The organism is Pacificibacter marinus (assembly GCF_018860665.1).
Taxonomy (GTDB): Bacteria; Pseudomonadota; Alphaproteobacteria; order Rhodobacterales; family Rhodobacteraceae; genus Celeribacter; species Celeribacter marinus_A.
Genome location: NZ_JAHKPK010000011.1, coordinates 49811 through 76179 on the forward strand (window position 1 = coordinate 49811; position 26369 = coordinate 76179).

Annotated in this window: 23 protein-coding genes; 10 read left to right on the forward strand and 13 right to left on the reverse strand. The window is 53.8% G+C overall.

What is annotated here, in order from left to right; genetic code table 11:
* Positions 1–7: 7 nt before the first annotated feature.
* From KO497_RS02295 to KO497_RS02310, 4 genes are all read right to left on the reverse strand, one after another.
* Positions 8–2449, reverse strand: a complete 2442-nt coding sequence (locus KO497_RS02295; protein ID WP_215942349.1) for a GcvT family protein — start codon at positions 2447–2449, stop codon at positions 8–10.
* 9 nt (positions 2450–2458) lie between these two features.
* Positions 2459–3016, reverse strand: a complete 558-nt coding sequence (locus tag KO497_RS02300) for a helix-turn-helix domain-containing protein (RefSeq protein WP_215942350.1) — start codon at positions 3014–3016, stop codon at positions 2459–2461.
* Between the two features lie 190 nt (positions 3017–3206).
* Positions 3207–4667, reverse strand: coding sequence for an NAD-dependent succinate-semialdehyde dehydrogenase (locus KO497_RS02305; RefSeq protein WP_215942351.1), 1461 nt, complete (start codon positions 4665–4667; stop codon positions 3207–3209).
* Between the two features lie 95 nt (positions 4668–4762).
* Complete coding sequence (locus tag KO497_RS02310) at positions 4763–5962, reverse strand: replication initiation protein (protein WP_215942352.1); 1200 nt, start codon at positions 5960–5962, stop codon at positions 4763–4765.
* Positions 5963–6548: 586 nt separating this feature from the next.
* On the opposite strand from KO497_RS02310, the gene KO497_RS02315 reads away from it, so the two are divergent.
* Both KO497_RS02315 and KO497_RS02320 read left to right on the forward strand, forming a co-directional pair.
* Positions 6549–7964, forward strand: a complete 1416-nt coding sequence (locus tag KO497_RS02315; protein WP_215942353.1) for an AAA family ATPase — start codon at positions 6549–6551, stop codon at positions 7962–7964.
* On the forward strand, positions 7951–9039 hold the full coding sequence (locus KO497_RS02320) for a ParB/RepB/Spo0J family partition protein (RefSeq protein WP_215942354.1): 1089 nt from the start codon (positions 7951–7953) through the stop codon (positions 9037–9039). Before KO497_RS02315 ends, KO497_RS02320 begins: the two co-directional genes overlap by 14 nt.
* 94 nt (positions 9040–9133) lie before the next feature.
* Here the strand turns inward: KO497_RS02320 and KO497_RS02325 are convergent, their stop codons facing one another.
* Together KO497_RS02325 and KO497_RS02330 are read right to left on the reverse strand one after the other, a co-directional pair.
* Positions 9134–10243: a Gfo/Idh/MocA family protein gene (locus KO497_RS02325; RefSeq protein ID WP_215942355.1), complete on the reverse strand. Its 1110-nt coding sequence runs from the start codon at positions 10241–10243 to the stop codon at positions 9134–9136.
* Positions 10244–10276: 33 nt separating this feature from the next.
* Positions 10277–10987 (reverse strand): GntR family transcriptional regulator, encoded by a 711-nt coding sequence (locus tag KO497_RS02330; RefSeq protein ID WP_215942356.1) that lies wholly within the window; start codon positions 10985–10987, stop codon positions 10277–10279.
* Positions 10988–11096: 109 nt separating this feature from the next.
* Between KO497_RS02330 and KO497_RS02335 the strand changes: the two genes are divergently transcribed.
* The 6 genes from KO497_RS02335 to KO497_RS02360 all read left to right on the forward strand — a co-directional run bounded on the left by KO497_RS02335 (position 11097) and on the right by KO497_RS02360 (position 16700).
* On the forward strand, positions 11097–12251 hold the full coding sequence (locus KO497_RS02335) for an LLM class flavin-dependent oxidoreductase (protein WP_215942357.1): 1155 nt from the start codon (positions 11097–11099) through the stop codon (positions 12249–12251).
* Positions 12251–13141, forward strand: a complete 891-nt coding sequence (locus tag KO497_RS02340) for an aldo/keto reductase (RefSeq protein ID WP_215942358.1) — start codon at positions 12251–12253, stop codon at positions 13139–13141. Before KO497_RS02335 ends, KO497_RS02340 begins: the two co-directional genes overlap by 1 nt.
* 20 nt (positions 13142–13161) lie before the next feature.
* Entirely contained in the window at positions 13162–13656 is a 495-nt protein-coding gene (locus tag KO497_RS02345; protein WP_252729473.1) for a flavin reductase family protein, read from the forward strand.
* An 80-nt stretch (positions 13657–13736) separates the two neighbouring features.
* Positions 13737–14327: a TRAP transporter small permease gene (locus tag KO497_RS02350; RefSeq protein WP_215942360.1), complete on the forward strand. Its 591-nt coding sequence runs from the start codon at positions 13737–13739 to the stop codon at positions 14325–14327.
* The gene (locus tag KO497_RS02355) at positions 14327–15616 is read left to right on the forward strand and encodes a TRAP transporter large permease (protein WP_215942361.1); all 1290 of its coding nucleotides are present in this window, start codon (positions 14327–14329) and stop codon (positions 15614–15616) included. Before KO497_RS02350 ends, KO497_RS02355 begins: the two co-directional genes overlap by 1 nt.
* A gap of 25 nt (positions 15617–15641) precedes the next feature.
* Positions 15642–16700 carry a TRAP transporter substrate-binding protein gene (locus KO497_RS02360; RefSeq protein ID WP_215942362.1) on the forward strand — a complete coding sequence of 353 codons (1059 nt, stop codon included), beginning with the start codon at positions 15642–15644 and terminating at the stop codon, positions 16698–16700.
* A 65-nt stretch (positions 16701–16765) separates the two neighbouring features.
* Here KO497_RS02360 and KO497_RS02365 read toward each other — a convergent pair whose 3' ends face one another.
* Positions 16766–16924 carry a hypothetical protein gene (locus KO497_RS02365; protein ID WP_252729474.1) on the reverse strand — a complete coding sequence of 53 codons (159 nt, stop codon included), beginning with the start codon at positions 16922–16924 and terminating at the stop codon, positions 16766–16768.
* Between the two features lie 28 nt (positions 16925–16952).
* On the opposite strand from KO497_RS02365, the gene KO497_RS02370 reads away from it, so the two are divergent.
* Positions 16953–17945, forward strand: a complete 993-nt coding sequence (locus KO497_RS02370) for a YeiH family protein (protein ID WP_215942363.1) — start codon at positions 16953–16955, stop codon at positions 17943–17945.
* Between the two features lie 15 nt (positions 17946–17960).
* Here KO497_RS02370 and KO497_RS02375 read toward each other — a convergent pair whose 3' ends face one another.
* From KO497_RS02375 to KO497_RS02385, 3 genes are read right to left on the reverse strand one after another with little or no spacing between them, the layout of a single operon-like run.
* Positions 17961–18650: a type 1 glutamine amidotransferase gene (locus tag KO497_RS02375; protein ID WP_215942364.1), complete on the reverse strand. Its 690-nt coding sequence runs from the start codon at positions 18648–18650 to the stop codon at positions 17961–17963.
* Between the two features lie 7 nt (positions 18651–18657).
* Positions 18658–19965 (reverse strand): NAD(P)/FAD-dependent oxidoreductase, encoded by a 1308-nt coding sequence (locus tag KO497_RS02380; protein WP_215942365.1) that lies wholly within the window; start codon positions 19963–19965, stop codon positions 18658–18660.
* Complete coding sequence (locus KO497_RS02385; protein ID WP_252729475.1) at positions 19965–21314, reverse strand: glutamine synthetase family protein; 1350 nt, start codon at positions 21312–21314, stop codon at positions 19965–19967. The genes KO497_RS02380 and KO497_RS02385 overlap by 1 nt, the downstream gene beginning before the upstream one ends.
* Before the next feature lie 114 nt (positions 21315–21428).
* Here KO497_RS02385 and KO497_RS02390 point away from each other — a divergent pair, with 114 nt between their 5' ends.
* Positions 21429–22112: a GntR family transcriptional regulator gene (locus KO497_RS02390; RefSeq protein WP_215942367.1), complete on the forward strand. Its 684-nt coding sequence runs from the start codon at positions 21429–21431 to the stop codon at positions 22110–22112.
* 6 nt (positions 22113–22118) lie between these two features.
* Here KO497_RS02390 and KO497_RS02395 read toward each other — a convergent pair whose 3' ends face one another.
* From KO497_RS02395 to KO497_RS02405, 3 genes are all read right to left on the reverse strand, one after another.
* The gene (locus KO497_RS02395) at positions 22119–23423 is read right to left on the reverse strand and encodes an NAD(P)/FAD-dependent oxidoreductase (protein WP_215942368.1); all 1305 of its coding nucleotides are present in this window, start codon (positions 23421–23423) and stop codon (positions 22119–22121) included.
* Positions 23424–23426: 3 nt separating this feature from the next.
* Positions 23427–24815, reverse strand: coding sequence for a glutamine synthetase family protein (locus tag KO497_RS02400; protein ID WP_354668077.1), 1389 nt, complete (start codon positions 24813–24815; stop codon positions 23427–23429).
* 171 nt (positions 24816–24986) lie between these two features.
* The gene (locus KO497_RS02405; protein WP_215942370.1) at positions 24987–26345 is read right to left on the reverse strand and encodes an amidase family protein; all 1359 of its coding nucleotides are present in this window, start codon (positions 26343–26345) and stop codon (positions 24987–24989) included.
* Positions 26346–26369 lie beyond the last annotated feature (24 nt).

Consider the following 26369-nt stretch of genomic DNA (forward strand, 5'->3'; position numbering starts at 1 on the left):
CAAAGGGTTACGCGCGAATGCGGCTGTTGTCTGCGTCCCAAAGGCACGCGGAGGCTTGGATCGTCGCCTTATGGCGCTGACCGTAAATTTCGACCTCGACCAAAGCACCTGCAACCGCCGCTTCGGTCTTGATCATTGCAATCGCGATGGCCGCCTCGACGCGGAACCCATAAGCCGACGAGGTCACTTCACCGACACGTTTCCCATCTGCAAACACCGCCGCCATATAAGGCGCGTCTTGCGCGGCCCCCTCGACCACCAAGGTGACTTGGGTTTTGGCTGACCCTTTCGCCTGCTCGGCAATCAAGGCGGCCTTGCCAGGGAAATCTTGCGGTTTATCCAATTTCACAAAGCGCCCCAGACCGGTTTCCAACAAAGAATAATCCGTCGACAAATCGCCCTTCCATGTCAGATAGCCTTTCTCGATCCGCATCGCATTGAGCGCATACATGCCAAACGGCGAGGCTCCTGCCGCGCGAATTGCGGTATAAATCTCAGCCGCATCATCCATCGCAACATGGACTTCCCAGCCCAATTCACCGGCAAAAGACACCCGCGCCAAACGCACATTCACCCCAGCGACCACCGCGTCTTGATGCGTCAACCAGCCCTGCGACAAATCACCATCTGAAATCTCAGCCAAAAGATCACGCGACTTTGGCCCCGTGACCAAAAGCGTCATCAACTGTGTGGTCGTATCAACAAGATTTAAGTTTTCAGGCAATTTGCGCGACAGGATTTCGAAATCATGCCATTGGGCCACGGCAGCGGTCATCAAAGTAAACTGATCTTCGCCGTGACGCATACACGACATCTCGGTCAGCACATGCCCACGCATATCTGACAGGTAAATCAGGTTTAAACGTCCAACTTTGGGCAAAGCGCCCGCGATCTGTCCACGCAGCCACTCTGCGGCCCCTGCCCCGCTCAATTCAAAGCGCGAAAACCCGCACATATCAATCACACCAACACCGTCGCGCACGGCCTCGACCTCGGCGCGCACCCGTGCTGTCCAAGGGCCAGTGCGATCCCATGTCAAGGTTGCGGCCTCGGATGTGTCATCGCCCTCTTTGGCAAACCAATTGGCCCGTTCCCAACCATTATATGCGCCCATTTGCGCGCCATCTGCGATCAGGCGATCATGGTTTGGTGACAGCTTTTTATTCCGCTCCGCAGGCCATTCATGATGTGGGAAATGCATCGCATATTCATGACCGTAAGTCTCAAGCGCCTTACCAAGATTATACTGCGTGTCAGTGTAATCGGTGTAACGGCGCGGATCGATTGCCCACATATCCCATTCGGTCTGTCCGTGCATGATCCATTCGGACATGACCTTGCCAGCCCCACCACCTTGGGCGATGCCAAAGGTGAAACTATGGGCTTCGAACGCATTCGGCACCCCTGGCATTGGCCCAACCATCGGCAAACCGTCCGGCGCATAAGGAATAGGACCGTTGATGTTGCGTTTAACGCCTTGGGTGCCAAGCAGTGGCACGCGCTCCATCGCATCCATGATGTAAGGCTCAAGCCGGTCCAGATCATCGGGATAGAGCTGAAATGAAAAATCAGCAGGCATTTGATTGTCCGGCGTGATCCAAGCCGCTTCGCAGTTCATCTCGTAAGGGCCAAGGTTCAAACTATAGCTGTCTTGGCGCAAATAATAAGATGTGTCCACGTCGCGCAGCATCGGCACTTTGCGGCCCTGCTCTTTACTCCATGCCTCGATTTCAGGGATGCTTTCCGTCAAGAAATACTGATGGCTCATCACCGTCATCGGCACTTTGCGCCCACCGAACGCCTCGAACCATTCGCCCACACGGCCCGCGTAATATCCCGCTGCATTGACCACATAGTCGCAGCGAATATCGCCTTTTTCCGTATGAACGATCCATTCGCCCCCCTCACGGCTGACCCCTATTGCGGGGGTAAAGCGCGCGATTGTAGCGCCTAGAGTGCGCGCGCCTTTGGCCAAGGCTTGGGTCACTTGCGCCGGATCAATGTCACCATCCAGTGGATCCCAAAGCCCACCTTCCAGATCATGGATCTCCATAAAGGGGAAATGCTCTTGCAGCTGATCGGGGGTACACATATCCATCGTCAGACCCATATGCGCCGCCATGCCGCGCACGCGGTCAAATTCCATCATCCGTTCATGGCTATGTGCCAAACGCACAGCCCCCGTGACGTGATAGTTGATCGGATAAGACACAGTCTCGCCAAGATCACGATACAGCGCAAGGCCGTAACGCTGCATATTCATCACGCCATAATTGGTCGAAAAATTTGGGCAATTGCCAGCGGCGTGCCATGTCGAGCCCGCCGTGAGTTCGTTCTTTTCAAGTAAGACACAATCCGTCCAGCCAGCCTTGGCCAGATGATACAAAGTAGACACACCGATGACACCGCCGCCAATGATGACGACGCGCGCAGTTGTAGGAAGGGACATAGCAAGACCTCAGTATACAGGGGGGGAAATGACCCAGACCGCGATGGCCTGTTCATCATAAGGATTGGCCCAGCGATAGCTTTCGCCACGAATGCGAAAGGCATCGCCGGAAGAAATGGTGAATTTTTGTTCCTCGATCCACAGATCAAGAGTACCCGAAATCACATAGGCGACCTCGATCGTAGGACGTTGGATGGCATTGGTCAGTTTGGAATGCGGCTTGAAAATGGAATGAACCACTTCGAAATCATCGGTCAGATCGGGGGACACCAAGGTCTCGATCAGGCCGTTGTCATGCGACCCTATTTCGCGCCGCGCTGCCGCCCGCACGATAATGCCGCGCTCGTGATCTGGCGCGTCAGCTGTGCCGAAAAACAACGATACCGGCACGTCAAGCGCGCGGGCAATGTCTTGCAGGCTTTTAAGGCTGGGGCTGGTGTGATTGCGCTCGATCTGTGACAGCCAGCCAACGGATTTACCGATAGCTGTGGCCAAAGCCTCAAGCGTCATTTTACGCGCCACCCTAAGGGCGCGGATGTCGTGGCCTAGATCATCAGTGTCGGGCATGGGTTCTCCAGAATCAAACGCTCAGCAGGCACTTCCCGCTTAAGTGAAAAATTGGCACGTTTTTTCATTCTTGGAAATGAAAAATGATCCTATATTTTCATTTTTTGATTTTGAATGGACCAAACGTCTAAAAAATATGCAAGGCAGGACGATAAAGACCGCCCTGCCCCCGACTGGCGACAACAACGCCTTAGTTGATTTCACCCATGCATAGGTATTTCAGTTCAAGGAAATCATCAGTGCCGTACTTAGACCCTTCGCGGCCCAGTCCCGATTGTTTGACACCACCAAAGGGCGCAAGCTCGGTGGAAATCAGGCCAGTGTTGATGCCAACCATCCCCGTTTCCAGCGCCTCGGCCACACGCCAAACCCGCGCCAGATCACGGCTGTAGAAATAAGCGGCAAGGCCAAATTCACTATCGTTGGCCATCGCCACAACATCAGCCTCGTCGTCGAATTTAAACAAAGGCGCTACAGGCCCGAAGGTTTCTTCGCGTGCAACTTTCATGCCTGTGGCCACACCCGTTAAAACCGTCGGCTGAAAGAATGTCCCACCTTGATCCATGCGCGCGCCCCCTTGGGTGATCTCAGCGCCTTTCGCCACCGCATCCGCGATATGATCCTCGACCTTGCTCACGGCGGCCTCGTTGATCAGCGGCCCCGTTGTGACACCATCTGCAAACCCATCACCAATCTGCAACCCTGCCACTTTGTCTTTCAACTTGGCGGCAAAATCGTCATAGACGCCGGACTGCACATAGATGCGATTGGCGCAAACACAGGTCTGCCCGTTGTTGCGAAACTTCGCGATCATCGCCCCCTCAACTGCCGCATCCACATCGGCGTCATCAAAGACAATAAACGGCGCATTGCCGCCCAGCTCCAGCGACATCTTTTTGATCGTATCCGCACATTGACGCATCAAAATCTTGCCCACACGTGTCGACCCCGTAAAGGTGATCTTTGCCACTTTTTCATTCGCGCAAAGCTCTTGCCCCACGCCCGCGCTATCCGTGGAGGGGATCACATTGAACACCCCCGCTGGAATTCCCGCGCGATCCCCCAACACAGCCATGGCCAACGCAGACAATGGCGTCAGCTCGGCAGGGCGCGCCACAAAGGTACAGCCCACAGCCAGCGCAGGCGCCACCTTGCGCGCAATCATCGCGTTGGGAAAATTCCATGGCGTAATCGACCCCACAACCCCGATCGGTTGCTTCAACACCACGATACGCTTGTCGCGCTGATGACCCGGAATAACATCACCGTAAATGCGCTTGGCCTCTTCCGCGAACCACTCGATGAACGACGCCCCGTACAGCACCTCACCACGCGCCTCGGCCAGCGGCTTGCCCATCTCAGCCGTTAAAATCGTGGCAAGGTCATCTGCGTTTTCAACAATCAAATCATACCAACGCCGCAAAATCACACTGCGCTCTTTGCCCGTTTGCGCCGCCCATTCCGCTTTCGCTGCATAAGCGGCATCAATGGCATCCTTGGTCTCGGCCACACCCAAATCGGCGACATGCGCAATGCATGCGCCAGTGGCAGGATTGTGAACCTCAAAGGTCGTGTCAGACGAAACCCAAACCCCATTCACATAGGCGCGTGTTTCAAGAAGTGTTGGGTCCTTAAGATTAAGCGCAGTCATTTTGTTTCCTTTTCCCCACGCCCTCAGGCGCGTCCAAATTGATAAATGCTCGGCATGCAAAACACGCGCCCGCCGCCTCACAATTCTATTGTAACTTATTCCGCCACCTCAAAGGCCCCAGGTGCTATATCTTGCCAAAACGTCACAATCGCTGCGTGATTAAGCGATGACACCCAGCCGTAATTCTCAAAATCCAAAAGCTCAGCCCCATCCAACTTTGACATAAACAACCGTTTATCTGCATCGCGTTGCGTGGGCGATCTGGCACTCACAAGCCTTTGCAAAATTTCAAGCCGTTTGGCCCGCTCAGCCCCCTTTTCACTCAAAGGCGGTTGCTGTTGCTGGTTTCGCGGCGAAACCGTACTGCCGCTAAAGTCTTGCTTAAGAGCTGCGGTCAAATAGCTGACAGGGTTCTTTACACCCCCCTGCCCCGCCACATAATCAACCTGCTTGCGCACATAGGCTTCGTCATGCTCGTTCATCCATTGCAGCGCCAAACGATCACTCACCCCAAGCGCGCGCATCCGTTTGTAAATGTCAGAATTGCGCAGGCCTGCGCCATCATCCAAATCCAAAATCGACAGTTGCGGATTCTCCGCGATTTTAAACCGAATTTCCGACACGGACCGACCAACTTTGCGGGTCTCAGGCGTCACAACAATGTTCGAAGTCTTATTGACCTCCGCCACAGCCGGTTTGATGATCTTAGCATTCAGATGCTTGTACACCTCGTAATAGGAACTCTCGGACACCCCCATCAGGCGGCGGAACAGATCGAGAGACCACCAGCCAGTCGATCCTGTGCGCACAAAGCGATAGCAATTCTCATACAGCGCCAAAGCATGTCCCGAAGTAAATCGCCGCTGAATATTCAAATTGATCAAAGCAAAGACTTTTGGATCATCCAGCTTTTGCGCCAAGGCGGGGGAATAGGCGTATTCACACACCCCACCCTTCAACTTGGCATAACTCAGCAAGGACGACACGCCCCATTCCTGACGCCCCTCCTCATCCAACATGTCCCACTCGGCCACGGTTTCGGCGAGGCCACGCAGCGACTGTTTGAGCGTGTCCATATCGTTGGAATTATAGCCAATCATCATACACAAAGTGCGCGCATCGATCTGATGCACTTGCTGGCTCATCAAGGTGTCATAGGCATTGAGCAAAAGAACGTTGGACAGTTTCCGCTGCAACAAAGTCAGCTTACCCGACACATGGATCGCGGCCACATTCTTTTTCACCGCGCCACGCCGCAATGATCCGGTCAGATTCTCTTTTTCAATATCATCCATTGCCTGTCTCATTACTCATGCGCACCTATGGGCCTGTTTTTCTGACCTCGTTTTTGCGATTCGTATCACAGTGCTTCACAATCTCAGTATTTGCGATAAGGTCCCCACGTTCAAGCATTCAATTGGCACCTTACAGGCAATCCCGCAGCTGGGTACTTTAGACGCCCATTGTCTCGCTAAGGGACCCAAATACAGGACAATCAGATGTTAGGATTCGCACATAGGATATCCGATTCGTTTACAAATGACCCTAAACCAGCACTTTTAGGGTCTAACGTCTCAAACGACAGCGCGATCCTGAGAATCGGCACCTTAATTCCCGTATATGGGTCCCCTTCGGCCCGCATTCAGGCACCTTTCCCCCTGTATTAAGGCACCTATAAGTCCATAACCTATTGATTTTTAAAATTTTTTCTATGCATAAAGATTCTAAAATCTTATAAAGATTACTAAACAGATTGGGGTTTGTTCTTAAATTTGATTTTCAATTTAGATCAGCCTTCAAATTGATTCACATTTCCAAGCTCATGTGCCATACTTCAACGGATATCGCATAAAGTAGCGAACATGCAGAGGCACCTAAACCATGACGTCAGGCAATAAGGGCAAAGATGCTCTCCCACCTTATTTCAATATTGACCCGAAAGCAGCAGCAGAAAGTTTGGCAGCGCCGATCGACACCGCGCGATTTGCAAAAGCAGCCGCTTTCGCAGGGCGAGGTCGTGATGATTTGGCAAAGCGTGGCTATGCGCCGGATGGCAAAAAGCGTCTGCGCAAGTTCTCGACATGGGAAATCTGTAAGTATCTCATTCCAGTGGCTGCGGCCCATTTACGACGTGTTTTGAAGGCCAACCCAGAATTGCCGCAGGGCGAAGGTGAGGGGAATTCAAAGTGGTTCAGCTTGGAAGATGTGCAAAAACTGCGTGAGCATTTTACCAAGGAAGGTGCCGCAAACCGCGAATACACCGCTTGGCGCCCTGAGGGTTTGCCAGCCAAGGTTGTGGCGGTCGCAAATTTCAAAGGCGGTGTTGGTAAAACCTCGACATCGGCGCATTTGGCAATGTCTGCGGCTCTTGATGGTTATAAGGTTTTGGTCATTGATTTGGACAGTCAGGGGTCAATGACATCGATTTTGGGCGGAACTGTTGCTGACGAATGGGAAACCGCTTTCCCGCTTTTGGCACGTGATTATGCCTTGGCCTTGCAGCGTGAAAACAAGGTACGTGAAGCGGCGGGGCAAGCGCCTTATCCGTTCGACGAAACCCTTAATGAGGCGTTAACAGTTTCGCCGCGAAACCTGGTTCAAAAGACCCATTGGCCCAACATCGATCTCATCGGTGCCCAGCTGAATCTGTATTGGGCGGAATTCCAAGTGCCCGTTTGGCGGATGCAGTTGCGTTCATGGACGTTATGGGATGCCTTGTCTAACGCGCTTGAAGACGGCGGTTTGCTTGACGACTATGATTTGATTTTTCTCGATACACCGCCTGCGCTTGGATACCTAACAATCAACGCTTTGGCCGCCGCCGACATTATGCTGGTTCCCCTTGGCGCTTCGTTTTTGGAATTCGATTCTACGGGCCGTTTCTTTGACATGATCTATTCCACTTTTGCCTCAATAGAAGAAGGCGAAAACCGGAATCGGCGTGCTGATGGTCTGCCTGAAATGCGTTTTGAGTGGGACGCCGTTTTGGCGCTCATCACCCGTTTTGACGCCGCTCAACAAACGGATTTGGCCAACGTGATTCAGGCTTATTTCGGTGACTTCATGACGACCTATCGTCAAGATGTGACGGCCATGGTGGGGCAGGCCGGTGAGCAAGTGTCGGGCATCTATGAGACCGATTACCGTGACTTTAACCGCGACACCTATGTGCGTGGACGCGAGACATTTGACCAAACTTGGGCCGAAGTGAAGCGGGTGATTTTAGGCACATGGTGGCGCGATTTGCAGGCGGCTGAGGCAGAGAAAGCAGAGGAAAATACAGATGGCGAAGCGTAGAAAACTGGTGACTCCATCCGCGTCTGATTTGGATCAGATCGAACAGGAGTTTCGCGGCGAAACCACAGCGCGCGCACCGTTAAGTGTTCCTATCGCACAGGTGGCTGCCGAATCAGCTGGGGCATTTGATCCCCGGACACAGGCAGATCGCGAGAAATCTGCGAAAGACAGCGCAGATGCCAAAATTTTACGTGAATCCCAATCTAAAGGATTGATATTAAAAGAATTACCTTTGGAGCTTATCCACGCTGACGCTTTGGTGCGTGATCGGGTTGTTCTGGACGCTGAGCAGATGAATGAACTGCAAATGTCGATCGCCAAAGGCGGGTTGCGATTGCCGATTGAGGTCTTTGAACTGTCAAAACCCGAGGGCGAGCATCGATATGGTCTGCTGTCTGGCTATCGTCGTCTGCACGCGGTGCAAGCGCTTAAAGAGCTGACCACTAATGAGAAATATAATACCATCAAAGCCATCATACGTGACCCCGATGCTATGGGTGGCACCTTTGCGGCGATGATCGAAGAAAACGAAATTCGCGCGGCGTTAAGCCATTATGAGCGTGGGCGCATTTCGGTGATCGCCGCCCAGCAGGGCGCGTTTGAAAATACCGAAGCCGCCGTGAATGGGCTATTCCCGATGGCGTCGAAAGCCAAGCGGTCCAAGATACGTTCCTTTGCACTGATCTTTGAAGAACTTGGCGATATGCTGGTCTTCCCTGATCAATTGAAAGAACGCGATGGCTTGAAACTGGCCGCAGCGCTGCGTGAAGGGCATGAGAGCAAACTGCGTGACGCGATGGCTATTACCACGCCCACGACACCGGAGCAGGAAATCTACCAGATCGAAACTGCATTGGCTGCATTGACTGTCGTGCGGAAAGACCCAGCGCGCGGGGGGCGGCCAAAGAAAGTGCCTCCCGCACCGCACAGTGCGCGGCAGTTGAAATCAGGCGTTCGACTGGCGAGCAGCCATGACGGGCAGGGGTGGATGATCCGGATCAACGGCGACCGCGTGGATCAGGAATTGGTTGAGATTGCTATGGCAGAGTTGGAACGTCTTTTAGACGCGCCTTAAATGCACCTATCGCACACAAAAAAGACCTTAACCGCGGGGTTAGGGTCTTAATGTTAGTCCGTTACATCGTAGATGAAGCAGGGCTAATGCGTGTTTATATCACTGCAAATTCATCCAAAGTCACAACCTGTCCTGTCAGGGCACTTTTCTGTGCTGCCATTCCCATCGCAACAGCTTTCCAACCATCGTTTAAACTGACATCGGGCAGGGTTCGCTCACCGCGCACCAAGGCCAGAAAGCCTTCGTGTTGATAGAATGTTGAGCCATTGTGATCGCCGGCTTCCAGAAGTGTCGGATCAACGGGGATGTCACGCACTTCGGGGCCTTTGGGGTCGCGTGGGCTGACGATGAGTTGAGGAATAGGGGCGTCGCCCAGATGTGCTGGCCAGAAACGACCCGGACCTGGCACCAAGGCTTCGATTTTGCCTTTTGGTCCAACGGCGCTGATTTCTTCTTGGTAGCGGGCACCTTCGGCAAACATGCATAATTCCAACATGGCGCGCATGCCGTTTGCGAAGTCTACGATCACATAACCGTTGTCCAAGATATCTGATGCTTTGCCACCGTAAACCTCGTCCAGATGATTCACGTCTTGACCCGCGCTGGCCATGACCCGCAGGGGTTCGGATTTTGTCAGCAAGCGCATGAGGTCAAAGAAGTGGCAGCATTTTTCAACAAATGTGCCGCCTGATTTTTCATTGAAGCGATTCCAGTCGCCGACCTTTGGCAAAAAGGGAAAGCGGTGTTCGCGGATGGTCAGCATTTTGATGCCGCCCGTGGCGTCATCGACGGCGGATCGCAAAGCGGCCACAGGGGGCATGTAGCGGTATTCCATCGCGACCCAGACAGGCGCGGGGTAGCTGTCTTGGAACGCTTTCAAACGTGTGACATCTGCGGGATCTGTGAACAATGGCTTTTCGACAAGAACGGGCAGGGGGCGCGTTGCCGCGATTTTTTCCAGCTGGTCCATATGGCAAAAATTCGGGCTGACGATGACAAGGCAATCCAGCGCCTCGATTGCCAAAAGCGCCTCAAGGCTGTCGCAGAATTGCGCATCGGGGGCAAATTTTGAGGCGATTTCTGCCATGTTCGGGTCGGGCTCGTAGATCGCCGTGACTTTTGTATCAGGCAGTAATGCGATGTTACGCAGGTGTTCTTGTCCCATCATGCCACAGCCGATGATGCCGTAATGTGTGGTCGTCATAGTCTTTCCTTTTTTTCGGCCTTTTTTCTGGCCTTATTTGAGGCGTTGCACGTAAAGGGCTTGATCGGTGTCAAACCATGTGCGTGAAAATTCGACGGCTTCGGGGGCGTCTGCCCAACTTAAGCGTTCTATATATCCGGTGAGTGTTCCGCTGGGTTTGGTGAAATTTTCGGGGGCCCATTCGGGGACTGCGCCAATGCCCACGCGGTCTTCGGCGCGGGTGATCCAAAAGCCAAGCTGTTCTTTGTAGAAGTGGTATAGCGAATCAGAAATGGCCCCGTCAGGGACTTGGCCTGCATCTGCATCGAGCCAGATTTCTTCTACGGCAATAATTGTTTCATTGAGGAACCGCAGGCGACGGATTCGGGTGGCATATGTGCTGGTGCCAAAGGGGGGCAGGCTGTGCGGTTTTTCCATCGCGTCAATGCTGAGGATTTGCGCGATTGGCAAGCCGCCACCGCCGAGAAGTTCCAAGCGAAACATGGCATAGATGCTGTTGCTGTCACCGCCATGGCGGATGTAATTGCCAGAGCCTTGGATGCGCTCAAGCAGGTTTTTTTCAACGAGAATATCGAGCGCTTTGCGCAGGGTGCCCACGGATGTTTTCAGGGATTTGGCCATTTCGCGTTCGGGCGGAAGGCGTTCACCATCCATCAAACGGCCCGCGCTGATGTCACGGATCAGCAGTTCAGAGATCTGGACATAGGCTGGCAAAACATTGGGATTTCCACCGCTCGGTTTCATGGATTTGATCCTCGGAGGCAACAGAGATAAAAAATTGATACACCATTGATCTACATCATTTTGAGTGCTAGGCAAGTGGAAAGTGAGACGCATTCTTGGGAGGGAAGCGATGACCATCGTACCTATTACATCGCCAGATTTAGACGCCGCAGAAGTATCGTGGTTCGCCGCCCTATGTTCGGACGATTACCAGTTTTTGGGCGTGCCCGACGGTGATTTGCGGTCCAGTTGGGCGCATTGCTCGAACATCGTGAAAACGGCGGAAAAGCAAGGATTTGGCAATATTTTGTGCCCCTCGTCTTATCAGGTCGGCCAAGACACGTTGTCATTTGTGGCGGGCTGCGCGCCGATCACCACGGACATCAATTTGCTGGCAGCGGTGCGTTGCGGAGAGATGCAGCCGATCATGTTGGCGCGGACTTTGGCAACGCTGGATCACATGTTGGAAGGGCGTTTGACGGTTAATATTATTAGCTCTGATTTCCCCGGACAAAAGGAAGACAGCGCTTATAGATATCAACGGTCCCGCGAGGTCGTGGAAATTTTGAAGCAGGCCTGGACGCAGCGCGAGATCAATTACGAAGGCGAGATTTACAACTTTAAGGGTCTGACAACGGATCCTGTCGTGCCGTACCAAACGGGCGGGCCGCTGTTGTACTTTGGCGGCTATTCTCCGATGGCGCTGGAACTGTGCGGTCAGCATTGCGACGTGTATTTGATGTGGCCTGAAAAGCAAGAAGAGCTTGCTGGCCGGATGCGTGCTGTGAACGCGGTGGCAGAGAAATATGATCGCACGCTGGATTATGGTCTGCGGGTGCATATGATTGTGCGCGATACGGAAAAAGAGGCGCAGGAATACGCCGAATACATCACGTCGAAACTGGATGATGACTATGGTCGCATGATCCGCGAACGGGCGTTGGATGCAGGGTCTTTGGGCGTATCGCATCAGGCCGCGAACCGTGAGCTTGCGGACGAATATGGCTATATCGAACCCAACCTCTGGACTGGCGTTGGCCGTGCAAGATCTGGCTGTGGCGCGGCGCTTGTTGGCTCTGCGGATCAGGTATTGTCCAAGATCGAAGCCTACCAAAAAATGGGCATACGCGCGTTTATTTTCTCGGGCTATCCGCACATTGATGAGGCCGAACATTTTGGCCGTCTTGTGTTGCCACATCTTAAAACCTGTTCCATGCCGCAAGCTTATGGCCGCGTGCCGAGCAGTGCCCCCCAAACACCCTTGGCCGCAGGAGTCCGCCGTTAATGGAACGTATTCGTTTTTCTGATACCCTAGAGATGAGCCGCATTGTTTACGGCATGTGGCGTGTGGCTGATGACGCTGACACCTCGGTCAAACATGTGACTGCCAAAATCGAGGCTTGCCTTGCGCAGGGGATCACAACATTTGACCAAGCCGACATCTATGGCGATTACACCGCCGAGGCCGTTTTGGGCACGGCTCTGCGGGGCCAATCCGCTTTGCGCGACCAAATGCAGATCGTGACCAAGTGCGATATCGTGGCACCTTGTGGCAAATACAGCGATGTTCCGGTTAAATATTACGACACCTCTGCGGCGCATCTGAATGCATCTGTTGAGGCGTCCTTGACCAGTATGGCGATTGATCACATCGATCTTTTGCTGGTGCACCGCCCTGATCCTTTGATGGACCATCATGAAACGGGTGCCGCTTTGGATGCGCTCGTGGCCTCTGGCAAAGTCGGCAATATCGGTGTGTCTAATTTCAAACCTTGGGATTGGGAATTGCTGCAAGCGGGCATGAACACCCAACTTGTCACCAACCAACTTGAAGTGTCGCTGTCCGCCCATGAGGGTTTGGTCAATGGCGATATCGCGTTTCACCAAAAGAATGCACAACCGATCATGGCGTGGTCGCCTTTGGGTGGCGGGGCTTTGATGACCGCAGATGACGACATCGGGCGTATGCTGGACGTCATTGCAAACGAGAACGGCGTGGATCGCTCAGCAGTTGCTGTGGCTTGGGTCTTGGCGCATCCCGCAGACATTTTGCCCGTTATGGGCACAAACAACTTGACGCGTATTGCCGCGATTTCGGACGCGTTCAAAGTCAAAATGGACCGCCAAACGTGGTACAAACTCTACACGGCAGCCTTGGGTCGTGAGGTCGCATAATGGGACAGGGGAACGTATTGATGCCAGAATGTTTTAAACCCAACGCTGACAACACGCGCTTGTTGCGCGATGCCTTTGGACGCTTTGCAACTGGGGTGACCGTTATCACGGCTGCGTCAGAGGATGGCCCCGTGGGCATCACCGCCAATAGCTTTTCATCATTGTCTTTGGACCCTGCGCTTGTCTTGTGGTCGCCCGCCAAAGGATCGCGTCGGTTCAAATATTTCGAGGCTGCCCCCCAGTTTGCCATCCATATTCTGGCTGATGATCAAGCGGATGTTTGCGAAGGTTTTGCCCGCAATATGCACGCCTTTGATAATCTGGACATGACCACCAGCGCGCAGGGCGTGCCGTTGATCAACAATTGCTTGGCGCGTCTTGAGTGTCGTCATGTGGCAACTCATCCGGGAGGCGATCATGTGATCGTGGTGGGGCAGGTTACACGGGCCGAAATCAACCAAGGCAATGCGCTCGGGTTTTTTGCTGGCAAATATGGTGTCTTTCAAGCGGCATAAAACGGCAAAGGAGCGGATTTAGGGACGACTGATATAAGAGGAAAAGGCCTGACAAGGGTCATCATGGGAGGAGAAAGTCTGTGGGAGGACTATTACTGGTGCTTGCACCGCTAGGGGCCGTTAACCATCACGTTTTACGTGTGGCGCGCGGCGTGGGTGCATTGGCTGTAGGCTTGATGGTTGTCGCCATCTTGATACAGGTATTTTATCGTTACATTCTAAACAATGCATTGCCGTGGCCTGATGAGGCTGCGCGTTTTTGCATGTTGTGGATGGCGGGTCTGATGGCCCCGACTGCGTTCCGCCAAGGTGGTTTCGTTGCCATCGACATGTTGGTGGTGATGCTACCACGGGTTGTTGGTGGGGTGCTCAACCTATTGCTATTGCTTTTGTCACTGCTGGTCTTGGTTGTTGCCGTGAAAATCGGTTGGGGCGAAGTCACGGGCTTTGGCGGTCGTTTCGCCACCGCTGCGCTATATGTGCCTACGTCTTTTGATTTTTCAGAGGTTTTGCGGGTGCCGCGCTCATGGATGATGAGTTCGCTTTTCGTGGGGGTCATCTTGCTGACCAGCGTGAATATTGAATTGATTTTGCGCACTTTGGTATCGATTTTGGGCGGAGAAGACCGTCTGACGCCGATTGTTGTGGCTGATGCTGGGGGGGCTGAATAATGCTGGTCTGGTTTTTACCTGTATTTCTTGTCTTTTTGATGATCGGATTGCCGGTCTTTTTTGGGCTTTTGGCAGCCCCAGGCATTTTGCTGTGGCTCAACGGCCAAGAGAAAGACATCACGCTGCTTTATCGCAATGTTTACAACGGTATGGACAGCTTTCCTTTGATGGCGATCCCGTTTTTCATGTTGGCGGGCGAATTGATGAACAAGGGCGGCATCACGATGCGCCTTGTTGAATTTGCCCAAGCCTTAATGGGGCATTTGCGTGGAGGTTTGGCGCATGTGAATGTGCTGTCGTCGATGCTGTTTGCCGGTTTGTCTGGCTCTGCTGTGGCGGACACATCCGCGCTTGGGTCGATGTTGATCCCTGCGATGGAAAAGCAAGGTTACACCCGTAAATTTGCCGCTGCGATCACGGCAGCGTCTTCTGTCATTGGTCCGATCATTCCGCCCTCTGGCATCATGATCATTTATGCCTATGTGATGGGCGAAAGCGTGGCTGCGCTGTTCTTGGCGGGTATCGTGCCGGGGGCGATGATCGGCATCGGTTTGATGTTGATGATCAAGTTTATGGCCAACAAGTATGACTTTCCGGTCGCCAGTCGCAAATACACATGGGGCGAGCGCGGGCAGGCGTCGTTGAAAGCATTCTGGCCGTTGCTGACCCCTGTGATCATTCTGGGCGGTATTTTGGTGGGGATCTTTACGCCCACCGAAGCGGCGGCTGTCGCGGTGGCCTATGCGTTGTTCATCGGCTTCTTTGTATTGCGCACGCTGACGGTGTCAGAAGTGCCCGGCATTTTGATCCGCTCAGGCACAACATCGGCTGTGGTGTTGCTGCTGGTTGGCGCGGCGATGGCGTTCAAAACGGTGGTCAGCTTGAGCCACGCGCCTGAACAGATGGCGACCTTTATTTTGTCGCTGTCAGACAATCCGCTGATGTTGTTGTTCTTGATCAACCTGCTGTTGTTTGCGGTTGGGATGTTCTTGGACGCGGGGCCAGCGATCATCATTTTGGGACCAATTTTGGGGCCAATATTTATCAATCTTGGCGTGGATCCGATCCACTTTGCGATCATTATGTCGGTCAACTTGACCGTTGGTTTGGCGACACCGCCGATGGGATTGATTTTGTTCGTGGCCTCCGCCGTATCAGGCGAAAAGGTCGAAGCGATTTCCAAAGCGATTTTGCCATTCTTGGCCGTGGAAGTGATCGTGATTTTTCTAATTACTTACGTACCGGCGATTTCGATGACCATTCCAAGGCTCACCGGATTTGCCAATTAAAATAGAGTATCAGGGAGGAACTACTATGCTCAAAAATACGCTTAAAACACTCGCGCTATCCGCGCTTTTGGCAGGGACGGCTTTGTCGGCCACTGCGGCGGATTTCAAGCTGCGTGCGACAGCGAATTCGAATGAAAACGACGAAGACTATGACGGTCTTGTGGTGTTCAAAAACTACGTCGAGGCGGCGTCTAACGGCGCGATCGAGGTTGAATTGTTCATCGGCACGCAACTGTGTTCAAACGGCGCGGAATGTTTGCAAGGCGTGGCGGACGGCGGCGTTGATATCTACATTTCAACATCTGGCGGTGCGTCCGGCATTTTCCCCTATGTGCAAGTGCTTGACCTGCCATATTTGATGGCTGACGACCGTATTGCGGAGCACGTTCTGTCTGGCGATTTTGTACGCACCTTACGCGACATGGCTTTGGCTGATTCAGGCGACACCGTGCGTTTGATGACCATCGGTAACACGGGTGGATGGCGCAACTTTGCCAATACGAAACGCCGTATTGCCGAGCCTGCCGACATGGAAGGTCTGAAAATCCGCACTGTTGTGGCTGACTTGCCGCAAGAGCTGGTCAAAGCTATGGGCGCGTCCCCGACACCGATCCCTTGGCCTGAGCTGTTCACATCGTTCCAAACCGGTGTTGTTGAAGGGTCCAAAAACGGCATCACCGACATTATGGGGATGAAATTCCCAGACGCCGGTTTGCAATACGTGACCTTGGATGGCCACGCTTACATGGGGGCATTGTGGTGGATGTCGAATGAGACTTTCATGTCCATGCCCGAAGATATGCGCCGCGTTGTGGTTGATGGCTTCTACGCTTTGCAGCAGGCGACTTTTGCCTCACCCAAGCGCAAATCCATCGCTGCCTATGAAGAATTCGTCGCAGGTGGCGGTGATCTTTACGTGCCATCACCAGAGCAAAAAGCGGACTTCAAAGCCGCAGCAGCCCCTGTGTACGACTGGTTCAAAGCCAATGTTGCAAACGGCGAAGCGGCCTTTGACGCATTGAATGTAGCTGTTGCAGCCGCCGAAGCTGATGTGAACGCAGCTCGTGATGCTGACCTGAACTAAAAACAATCCGGGGCGTGCGTGTGTATGTTGTGAGCGCGCGCCCCACCTGATCATCTGTCACCGGATCAATTGAACGGGTACATCCCAACCTTGTAATCATTCACCAAAATATGCGCCTGATCGATCTGCTCTGGCGTCATCTTCTTCACAATCTCTTTCAACGAAATCGCCGCATCAGGATCCCCGCCGATGGCCGCTTTTGATGTGCCGTCATACAGGCCCAATGACTTACAACGAGACTAGGACTTTTCAATGCTAAACCTGAAACACACCACAGAGCGGATTTTCCCCGGACTGGTAATCGCGGGCCTTGTGGCGGTGACGGCGCAATTTTTGTCAGAACATTACGGCGCGCCCGCGATGTTGATGGCCATTCTGTTGGGCATTTCTTTGCAGTTTTTGTCAGAAGAGACGCGCACAGAACCCGGTGTGGCTTTTGCCGCCAAGGGTCTTTTGCGGTTTGGTGTGGCGTTGTTGGGCGCACGGATCAGCATTGAGATGCTGCAAGCCTTGGGGCCTGCGTTGGTGGCGTTGATCATCATCGCGGTGATTTTGACCATTCTGTTTTCACTGTTGATTGGGCGGTTCTTTGGGCGCGGTATGATGTTTGCCTTTCTCACGGGTGGTTCTGTCGCCATCTGTGGGGCCTCTGCTGCGATGGCTATTGCCTCGATTTTGCCCAAAGGCGAAACCCGTGAACGTGATCTGGTGTTCACGGTTGTCAGCGTGACTGTTCTGTCGACCATCGCGATGATTTTTTATCCGATTTTGGCCGATATTTTAGGATTGAATTTGCGCCAATCCGGTGTGTTTTTGGGCGGGACCATTCATGATGTCGCCCAAGTTGTCGGCGCGGGATATTCGATTTCCGAAGAAACGGGCGATTTGGCCACGGTGGTCAAATTGATCCGCGTCACCATGTTGGCACCTGTGGTGCTGATCGCCTCGATGTTCTTGCGTAAATACGCCGAACCCGGCGAAGCGCGCCCACCGTTACTGCCCGGGTTTGTCTTGGCGTTTTTAATCATCGCGGCCCTGAATTCGTTTCACGTGTTGCCCGAGGTTGTGCGTGACTTGGCCTCTGTGGTGTCCCGCTGGGCGCTTTTGACGGCCATCGCCGCTGTCGGAATGAAGACGTCTATCCCACGTATTTTACAGGTTGGCGGTCCCGCGATCGGGTTGTTGGTGGTGCAAAGTATTTTCCTTGCAGGCTTTGTGTTGGTCGGGGCGTTCATGCTGGGTTGAGGTGTTTTGGGGCGCTTAATCTGCAAATTTTCCGCGACGTTTAAAAAAGTCTTCGACGGTATTGGCAAAGGCCTGTGATGACAGGTTTTCGCTGTTGGCGGTGCTGGCTTGCGAGCGAATGGCATCAGGCAAAACGTCACCGCGTTGATCAAGCAGTGTGTGAAAAAATGGCACTGAAAACTCAGGATGCGGCTGAATGGTCAGCGCGCGATTGCCATAGGTCAGGATCGCGTTTTCGCAAAAAGTAGAGGATCCAGCAACCGAGGCCGAAGTGGGGCGGGTGACGACTTGGTCTTGGTGCCATGCGATCATCTTTTGATCGCCAAACAGTTCGCTTTGATAGGTTTGCGGGCCAACGGACCAACCTTTCGCATATTTCTCAACCTTGCCTCCCAAAGCCTGCGCAAGGATTTGATGACCAAAACAGACCCCGAAAATTGGTACTTCGGCGGCAAAGGCCGCGCGTAAGAATGCCTCAAGCGGGGGAATCCACGTATGGTTTTCATAGGCGCCGAACTTTGAGCCCGTGATCAACCAGCCTTGTGCCTCTGCGGGGCTTTGAGGAAAATCACCATCAAGTACGGCGTAGGTTTGAAATTCAAAATCTCTGCCGTTTAGAAAGCGAACAAAAAAATCGTTGTAATCGCCGTAGTCTGGCAAGGCTTCATCAGGGGCACGCCCTGTTTGTAGAATACCGATTTTCATATTGCCCTCACACTCCAAACTTGTCTTTGAAACTGTAATACCAAGAGCCGACCATTGAATAGGGCACGCGGAACAGGCGTCCACCGGGAAATGGAATCCACGGCAGGCGTGCAAAGACATCAAAGCGCGACATGTCGCCATCGATGGCTTCGGCCAGAATGCGCCCAAATGTATGCGATCCTGTGACCCCGTGGCCTGAATAGCCATGCGCGAAATAGGTGTTGTCATTTAGGCGACCCAATTGGGGCACGCGGCTGAATGAGAGGGCGAAATTGCCGCTCCAAGCGTAGTCAATTTTCGTGGCTTTCAGTTCGGGAAACACCTTATGCATGTTTTTACGCAGCTTGGCTTCGATGTCTTTAGGGTCTGCGCCGCCATAAACAGTCCCGCCGCCGAACAGCAGGCGATTGTCGGCTGAAAGACGGAAATAATCTAGGATAAATCGAATGTCTTCGACGCAGGTGTCCGTGGGCAGCAAACGTTCGGCTTGGTCTTGGGACAGGGGTTCTGTGGCCATCATTTGCGTTGACACAGGCATGACCCGCGCCGTCAATTTTGGCACCACGTGGCTCAGATAGGCGTTGCCACATAGCACGACTTTTTTACATGTGATGCTGCCCTGCGCCGTTTTCACGACAGGATTGGGCTGGTCGTAGCAGACGTCAATCACCCGCGACATCTCAAAAATCGTACCGCCGTTTTGCTCGAAGGCGGCCGCTTCGCCCAAAGCCAGATTGAGCGGATGCATATGGCCGCCTGCGTGATCGATCATCCCGCCTGCGTAAACGTCAGAGCCAACATAGTCTCTAATATTAGCTTTAGACACTATTTCTTGCGTTTCGATGCCATAGCGGCGCCACAAGGCAAGCCGTTCTTCAAGCTCGCGCATATGGGCATCTGTATAGGCGGTGAACAGGTTCGTCGGTTTCAAATCGCAATCAATGTTATAGGTTTTGACCCGCTCGCGAATGATGTCGGCCCCTTCCATCACCAGACCTGACACGAATGTCGCGGTGTCTTGGCCATAGCGGCGTTCGATGGTTTGCAAGGAGGCGTTCAGCCCGTTGACAACTTGTCCGCCGTTGCGCCCAGAAGCCCCCCAGCCGATCCGCGCGCCTTCAACGATGGCGACGTTATGGCCTTTTTCCGCCAGATGCAGCGCTGTGGACAGGCCGGAATATCCAGCGCCTACGACACAAATGTCAAAACTTTGATCGCCGGTTAGCGCAGGACGCAAAATTCGCGTGTTGGCTGAGGCGGCATAGTAGCTGGTGGTGTGCTCGCCGTTGCCAGCGTAAGGACGGGGTGGGGTCATCAAACGGTCTCCAAATAGGCGCTGTATTCGCTGGCGGGGACGATGCTGAGAAGTTTATCAAGTTCCTGCGTTTTGATCTGTGCAAACAGCCGGATCAATTGGGGATCGATAATATGCGGCAGTAAAGTGCTTTTCTCAAAGGCATCGATAGCCCCGTGCCAATGCAGCGGCAGCAAGGGCGCGTCTGTTTCATAGGCGTTGCCTTCAGTCGGGGCAGGGGGGGTGAGCTTGTTTTCTATCCCGTAAATAGCAGCCCCCAAAATGGCCGTCAAAACCAAGTAAGGGTTGGCATCGCCGCCCGCAACGCGGTGTTCAATGCGCCGCGCGGCATTGGCGCCGCCGGGAATACGGATGGCACAGGTGCGGTTTTCGTATCCCCAGGCCACAGCCGTGGGCGCATGGGCATTGGGGCGGATACGCCGATAGCTGTTTTGGTGCGGCGCAAAAATCAACGCGCTGTCGGTCATCATAGCGGCCAGCCCCGCAACGGCGTGCAGCATCAGGTCAGAGCCGTCGTCGGTGCCGTTGTCGAAAATATTATGTCCCGCTGCGTCCAGCACCGAGAAATGCACATGCAGCCCGTTGCCCGCTTTGTCGCCAAAGGGTTTGGCCATAAAGGTCGCGCGAAACCCATGGGCGCGGGCAACGCTGCGCACGAGGTTTTTGAACAAAACCGCGTCATCAGCGGCGCGCAGGGCGTCATCGCTGTGCATCAGGTTCAGTTCAAATTGGGCTGTGCCGCTTTCAGATATAATCGCATCTGGTACGATGCCTTGGCGGGTTGCTTCGGCATAAATATCATCAAGAAACGGCTGCAACTGGTCCAGCTCGGCCACGGACAACACGTTGTGATGTTCCAGTGGTCCGGCCTCACCCGGAAGGGTCGCGGGTTCCACCTCTTCTGCGGGGCCAGAGGTCAGATAAAATTCAAGTTCGGTCGCAACAACGGGCCTATAGCCGTGGGATTTGAACCGATCAACAATCGCGGCAAGAGCCTGTCTTGGGTCTGTCGGCTCTGGGGTCCCGTCCTCATTAAACATTGTGATTGGCACAAACGCCGATATCTGTCCTGCGATATGACGTTCAACCAAACCGCGGTCTGTGACGGTGCAGATGGCATCGGCATCCCCTGAGTCAAACACGAGTTCGCTGTCTTCAAGATCGCAGCCCCAAATATCAACAGTGCATGAGGACGTGGGCATACGCACGCCGTCTTTGAAAATCTTGACGATTTGTTCAACGGGCACACGTTTGCCGCGAAACACCCCGTTGATGTCGCAGATCGCAATGGTTGCTGAGGTCGCATCTGGGTTGGATTTCAGCCAGTTTTCGGGATCGAGTTGAGGCAATTGCCACATCCTTTATTAAAATGTGATAGCATTTAATATTTTGTGACACCTTTGTTGACTTATGTCAAACTCAATTCTAGTCTGGCGACAGGCACAAAAGGATCAGGTCGATATATGAGCTTTGAAGTTCCAGAATTTGAAGGCGGCGAGGGGCTGACCAGCCAAGAATACGTGTATATGCGCTTGCGCAACGCGATTATGGTGGGGGCTATTCCGACGGGCGCGTCGCTGACGATGCGCGGTTTGGCGGATGTGATGGGCCTATCCGCGACCCCGATTCGTGAGGCCTTGCGCCGTTTAAATTCTGAACAGGCAGTCGAGGCCCAAGACAATCGCCGAATGTTGATTCCTGAAATGAATTCGGGCCGATTTGAAGATCTCGTGTCAACACGGTTGGTTTTGGAGTGTCATGCAGGGCTGCGGGCCTTGCCGTATATTTCGGATATTGTGATCGGTGAGTTGCGCGTCATTGACGACGAAATGGACGCGGCGATTTCTCGGCGGAACTATGATCGGATGATCTGCCTGAACCACAAATTTCACCGTGCTTTATATGGCGCGAACCCTGATTTGACGTCTTTGCCGCTGATCGAAAGCATCTGGCTGCAACTTGGGCCGTTCCAGCGTGAATTGATCTCGGATGTGGGTGAATTTTATGTGATGGGTGACCACAAGGCCATCCTTGATGCATTGATGGATCGCGCGCCTGAGGCTTTGACCTTGGCGATTGAGAATGACATCCAGAATGGCTTGGTGTCTGCCGGACGCGCTTTGATTGAACGACGCGCCCAGCGGTAAACCACGTTAAAGCCTGTCGCGCAGCCCATACCAAAGCATCGCAAGAACAAGCAGCGGTTGGCGCATTTTTGGCCCGCCTGGAAACTGCGGGCTGGGCAGGTTGGCCATGATGTCGAAACGCTCGGCCTGACCTGAAATCATCTCGGCGGCAATCTGGCCGGACAGGGTGCCCATGGCCACGCCTGATCCTGAAAACCCAGATAGGCTTAGGATATTGCCGGTGCCGTAGGTGGCGTAATGCGGCATCCGGTTCATGGTGATGCCCAAAGTGCCGCCCCAAGCGTAGTCGATTTTGACGTCTTTGAGTTGGGGAAAGATCTTGCGCATCGGTTTTTGCACTTGGCGGGCGATGTCTTTGGGGAAGCGGTAGCCATAGGTTTCGGTGCCGCCAAACAACATGCGGTTGTCATCGCTGAAACGGTAGTAATTCACAACGAACTTGCTGTCGGCGACGGCGATGTTTTGGGGCAAAACTGCTGCGCGCTCTGCGTCTGACAAAGGCTCTGTCGCGACGATGTAATTGTTGATCGGCATGACACGGCGCGATACGTCATCGTGCAAATCGCCGATATAGCCGTTGCAACACATCACAACATATTTCGCACGGATGCGGGCCTCTTTGGTGCGCAGGGTCACATTGGGCCCGTGTTTGATTTCTATCACCTGACTGTTTTCATGCAGCACAGCACCGGCCACTTGCGCCATGCGCGCCAAGCCAAAGGCGAATTGCAGCGGATCAATGTGTCCACCGCCTGTGTCATAGGTGCCGCCAAAATAGGCCGAGGATTTGACCAAGTCTTGCACCTGATCGCGATCCAAAAACGACATGTGATCATAGCCATATGTGTCGTTCATCTTAGCCGCATAGGCGCGGGACGTGGCGTCATAACGTTCGCGGTGATTGACGTACAACAGGCCGAGGTGAAAGTCTGCCTGCACCAAATCGGATTGGGCCAACTTGCGCACCAAATCCGAGGCTTGGGTGCCGATGGTCCAAAGATCTTTTGCCCGCGCCGCGCCGAACATTTGTTCTAACGTGTCTTGGTCAAGCCGTTGTCCTTGGCCGACCTGCCCTCCATTGCGCCCCGTTGCGCCAAATCCGATGCGCTGCGCTTCCATAAGATGCACAGAGTAGCCGCGTTTTGCCAAATGCAGCGCCGTCGACAGGCCGGTGAACCCGCCGCCGATCACACAGACATCGCAGTGAATATCCCCTTGGGCAGGTCCAGCATTGGGGATGGGGTCGATGTTGCGTGCATAAAAGGACGGGGGATAAGCCCCCGCCGTGTCGTTGATCGTCAACAGGTTCATAGGCTACACGTTCAGCAAAAGGTGTTGGCGTTCCCATGGGGAAATTTCGCGCTGGTACTCTTCATTTTCTGCGCGTTTCAGGTCAAGGAACAGCTGACAGAATTCTTGGCCGAGAACCTGCCAAAGCTCATCGGCCTCTTCAAACAGATCCAAGGCCATCCCAAGGGTGTACGGCAAGGGGTGCTCTGTTTCCCAAACCTCTTTGGTGGCGGCAGGGCGGGGTTTAATCTTGTTCACAAGCCCCAGATACCCGCAAGCAAGCGAGGCCGCGATGGCCAGATAGGGGTTGCAATCCATGCCGATCACACGGTTTTCCAACCGCCGCGCGGCAGGGCCGGAATGGGGCACGCGCAGGCCCGTGGTGCGATTGTCTGCCGCCCATTCAAGGTTCGAAGGCGCGGATTGCCCGCCGATCGTGATCCGACGATAGGAATTCACATAGGGGGCCAAAAGCGGCACGGCTTGCATGGTGTAAATTTGTGATCCGCCGATGAAATGCTCAAAGGCCTCCGTGGGGTTGCCGTCCTCATCCGAGAAAATGTTTTGACCGGTTTTGCTGTCGATGATCGATTGATGCAGATGCATCGCGCTGCCCGGTTCATCGCGCATGGGTTTGGCCATGAAAGTGGCGAACATGCCGTTTTTCAGCGCGGCCTCGCGGATGGTGCGTTTGAAAAAGAATACCTGATCGGCCAGTTCAAGCGGATTGCCATGCAGCAAATTCACCTCGACTTGGCCCGCTCCGCCTTCTTGAATCACGGTGTCGATGCGCAGGCCTTGGGCTTCGGCAAAGTCATAAATCGTGTCGATCACAGGGCCAAATTCGTCAACGGCGGCCATCGAATAGACCTGACTGCCCACGCATTGACGCCCCGTGCGCCCGATGGGCGGCTCGATGGCTTCGGTGGGGTCAACATTTGGTTTTGTGAGATAAAATTCAAGCTCTGGGGCGACAACGGGGGTCCATCCGGCGGCATCGTATAGGTCCAAAACGCGGCGCAGCACGTTGCGCGGGGCCACGGTGAGCGGTGCGCCTTCGCGGGTTTTCATGTCGCAGATCACTTGCACCGACGCGTCGTCGCCCCAAGGGATCGCGCAGGCGGTGGACATATCGGCGATCAATGTCACGTCGTGTTCGAACCATTGGTTTTCGATGTCCATGTCGACATAGGCACCAGAAATCGTTTGATAAAACAACGAGATCGGCAAAAAGAACGACTCGCTTGGTTCAAACTTATAGGCGGGCATGGCCTTGCCGCGGGACGTGCCTGCGATGTCTGATATGATCAGTTCGACCTCATCAAGCCCGCGCCCGTCTAGGTAATCTTTGAACGCATCCGATAGATCATTGGTCCAGTAAGAGGGGGTTTTTTTCGACTTACGCGTTGTCACGTCAGGGGCTCCTGAAAGGTTGATCGTATGTTGGGGCATCGTTGAACGAACTGGCGGTGTCTTGCAACGTGTGATCACTGCAAGCTGTGCCCTTATACGCCAAAACCGCAGCGTGGCGATACGCAGCGGTTTCGGGTCAATGTAAAGTTTTGAACGCGCAGCGTCTGATTGTTAGCGCAAAGCGGCCTCGATCGCTCGGCAATGATGTAGCAATTCCGCATCCAAAGAGGTGGCCATTGAAAACAGCACACCGATTGGCGCGCCATTTCGGGCGTGACCTGCAGGGATACTGACGCCGGGCATGCCCAGATAATTGCCCAACATGGTGTTGCGCAAAGCCAGCAAATTCGTACGCGCAAAGTGATCTGTGTCGGCGTCCAATTCTGCGATGGCAGGGGCGGTGATCGCGACACTAGGACAAACCAATATATCGTGACCAAGGGTCTGGGTGACAGACGTTTGCAAACGCGCGCGGTCCCATTGCAGTTGGATGTAGTCTTGGGCCGAGAATTGCGCGGCGGTTTTCATGCGCTCAAACACGCGCTGATCCATCTTGGCCGCATCAGGACTTGCTAGCAAATCTTTGTGCACGGTCGCGGCCTCGGCCACGGTCAAGGTGCCGTGTTTGGCGAAGAGCTCTGTCACCTCATTGAAGATCGGAAAGGCTTGCCGTGTGATGGTATAGCCCGCTTGTGACAGCGTCTCTAACGCGGCTTCAAAGCAATCGGCAACCTGTGCGTCTAAACCGTTTAGCACGACATCTGTTGGCACAATTAGGTTTGGTTTCTCAGGTGAGATGACGGGTGTAGGTTGCGGAGTCTCGCCGCGCAAAATGGCGTCGAAGGTGATGATGTCCTCAATAGCATGCGCGAAACTGCCGACAGAATCCAAGCTGGCGGACAATGGAAAAATACCCGTTTTGTCGTAATGGTTTTGGCTGGATTTGAACCCTGTGATGCCGCAAAAAGAGGCGGGCACCCGCACGGAACCGGCGGTATCAGTGCCAATGGCCAGCGGAACCAAAGAGGCTGCAACCGCCACGGCAGACCCAGCAGAAGACCCTCCAGGGGCCAAGGGCGTGTCGGTGGAATGCGGGTTTACGGGCGTTCCGAAATGCGGGTTCAACCCAAGGCCAGAGTAGGCAAATTCCGACAGGTTGGTTTTGCCGATGCAGATTAACCCTGCTTTGGTGCAATTGTCATAGATAACAGCGCCTTGTGTGGGGGCGGGCGCATTTTTGTAAACCGCGCTGGCGGCGGTTGTTGGCGTGTCAGGAATGTCGACCAAATCTTTCCATGCCACTGGAATACCGTCCCATTCGCTGAGCGGCTTACCCGCTTTTCGGCGCGCATCACTGTCTTTGGCGGCTTTGATGGCGGATTCTTTTGTGAGCGTGATGAAAATCGCGTCATCGTTATGGGCTTTGATAGCGGCAAAGCAGGCTTCAACCAGCGCTTGGGATGTCAATTCGCCAGACGCAAGGCGCGTGGCCAAAGTGGTGGCGCTGACAGATGTAAGGTCGGTGTTCAATTTAGGCTCCGAGAATTTGAAAGG

Coding starts and splice junctions, on each gene's coding strand:
- KO497_RS02375 (WP_215942364.1), bottom strand. CDS start 18,650: ATGAAAATCGGTATTCTACAAACAGGGCGTGCCCCTGATGAAGCCTTG.
- KO497_RS02390 (WP_215942367.1), top strand. CDS start 21,429: ATGAGCTTTGAAGTTCCAGAATTTGAAGGCGGCGAGGGGCTGACCAGC.
- KO497_RS02330 (WP_215942356.1), bottom strand. CDS start 10,987: ATGAAACCGAGCGGTGGAAATCCCAATGTTTTGCCAGCCTATGTCCAG.
- KO497_RS02295 (WP_215942349.1), bottom strand. CDS start 2,449: ATGTCCCTTCCTACAACTGCGCGCGTCGTCATCATTGGCGGCGGTGTC.
- KO497_RS02315 (WP_215942353.1), top strand. CDS start 6,549: ATGACGTCAGGCAATAAGGGCAAAGATGCTCTCCCACCTTATTTCAAT.
- KO497_RS02305 (WP_215942351.1), bottom strand. CDS start 4,667: ATGACTGCGCTTAATCTTAAGGACCCAACACTTCTTGAAACACGCGCC.
- KO497_RS02300 (WP_215942350.1), bottom strand. CDS start 3,016: ATGCCCGACACTGATGATCTAGGCCACGACATCCGCGCCCTTAGGGTG.
- KO497_RS02370 (WP_215942363.1), top strand. CDS start 16,953: ATGCTAAACCTGAAACACACCACAGAGCGGATTTTCCCCGGACTGGTA.
- KO497_RS02355 (WP_215942361.1), top strand. CDS start 14,327: ATGCTGGTCTGGTTTTTACCTGTATTTCTTGTCTTTTTGATGATCGGA.
- KO497_RS02335 (WP_215942357.1), top strand. CDS start 11,097: ATGACCATCGTACCTATTACATCGCCAGATTTAGACGCCGCAGAAGTA.
- KO497_RS02320 (WP_215942354.1), top strand. CDS start 7,951: ATGGCGAAGCGTAGAAAACTGGTGACTCCATCCGCGTCTGATTTGGAT.
- KO497_RS02340 (WP_215942358.1), top strand. CDS start 12,251: ATGGAACGTATTCGTTTTTCTGATACCCTAGAGATGAGCCGCATTGTT.
- KO497_RS02310 (WP_215942352.1), bottom strand. CDS start 5,962: ATGGATGATATTGAAAAAGAGAATCTGACCGGATCATTGCGGCGTGGC.
- KO497_RS02325 (WP_215942355.1), bottom strand. CDS start 10,243: ATGACGACCACACATTACGGCATCATCGGCTGTGGCATGATGGGACAA.
- KO497_RS02395 (WP_215942368.1), bottom strand. CDS start 23,423: ATGAACCTGTTGACGATCAACGACACGGCGGGGGCTTATCCCCCGTCC.
- KO497_RS02360 (WP_215942362.1), top strand. CDS start 15,642: ATGCTCAAAAATACGCTTAAAACACTCGCGCTATCCGCGCTTTTGGCA.
- KO497_RS02380 (WP_215942365.1), bottom strand. CDS start 19,965: ATGACCCCACCCCGTCCTTACGCTGGCAACGGCGAGCACACCACCAGC.
- KO497_RS02345 (WP_252729473.1), top strand. CDS start 13,162: ATGCCAGAATGTTTTAAACCCAACGCTGACAACACGCGCTTGTTGCGC.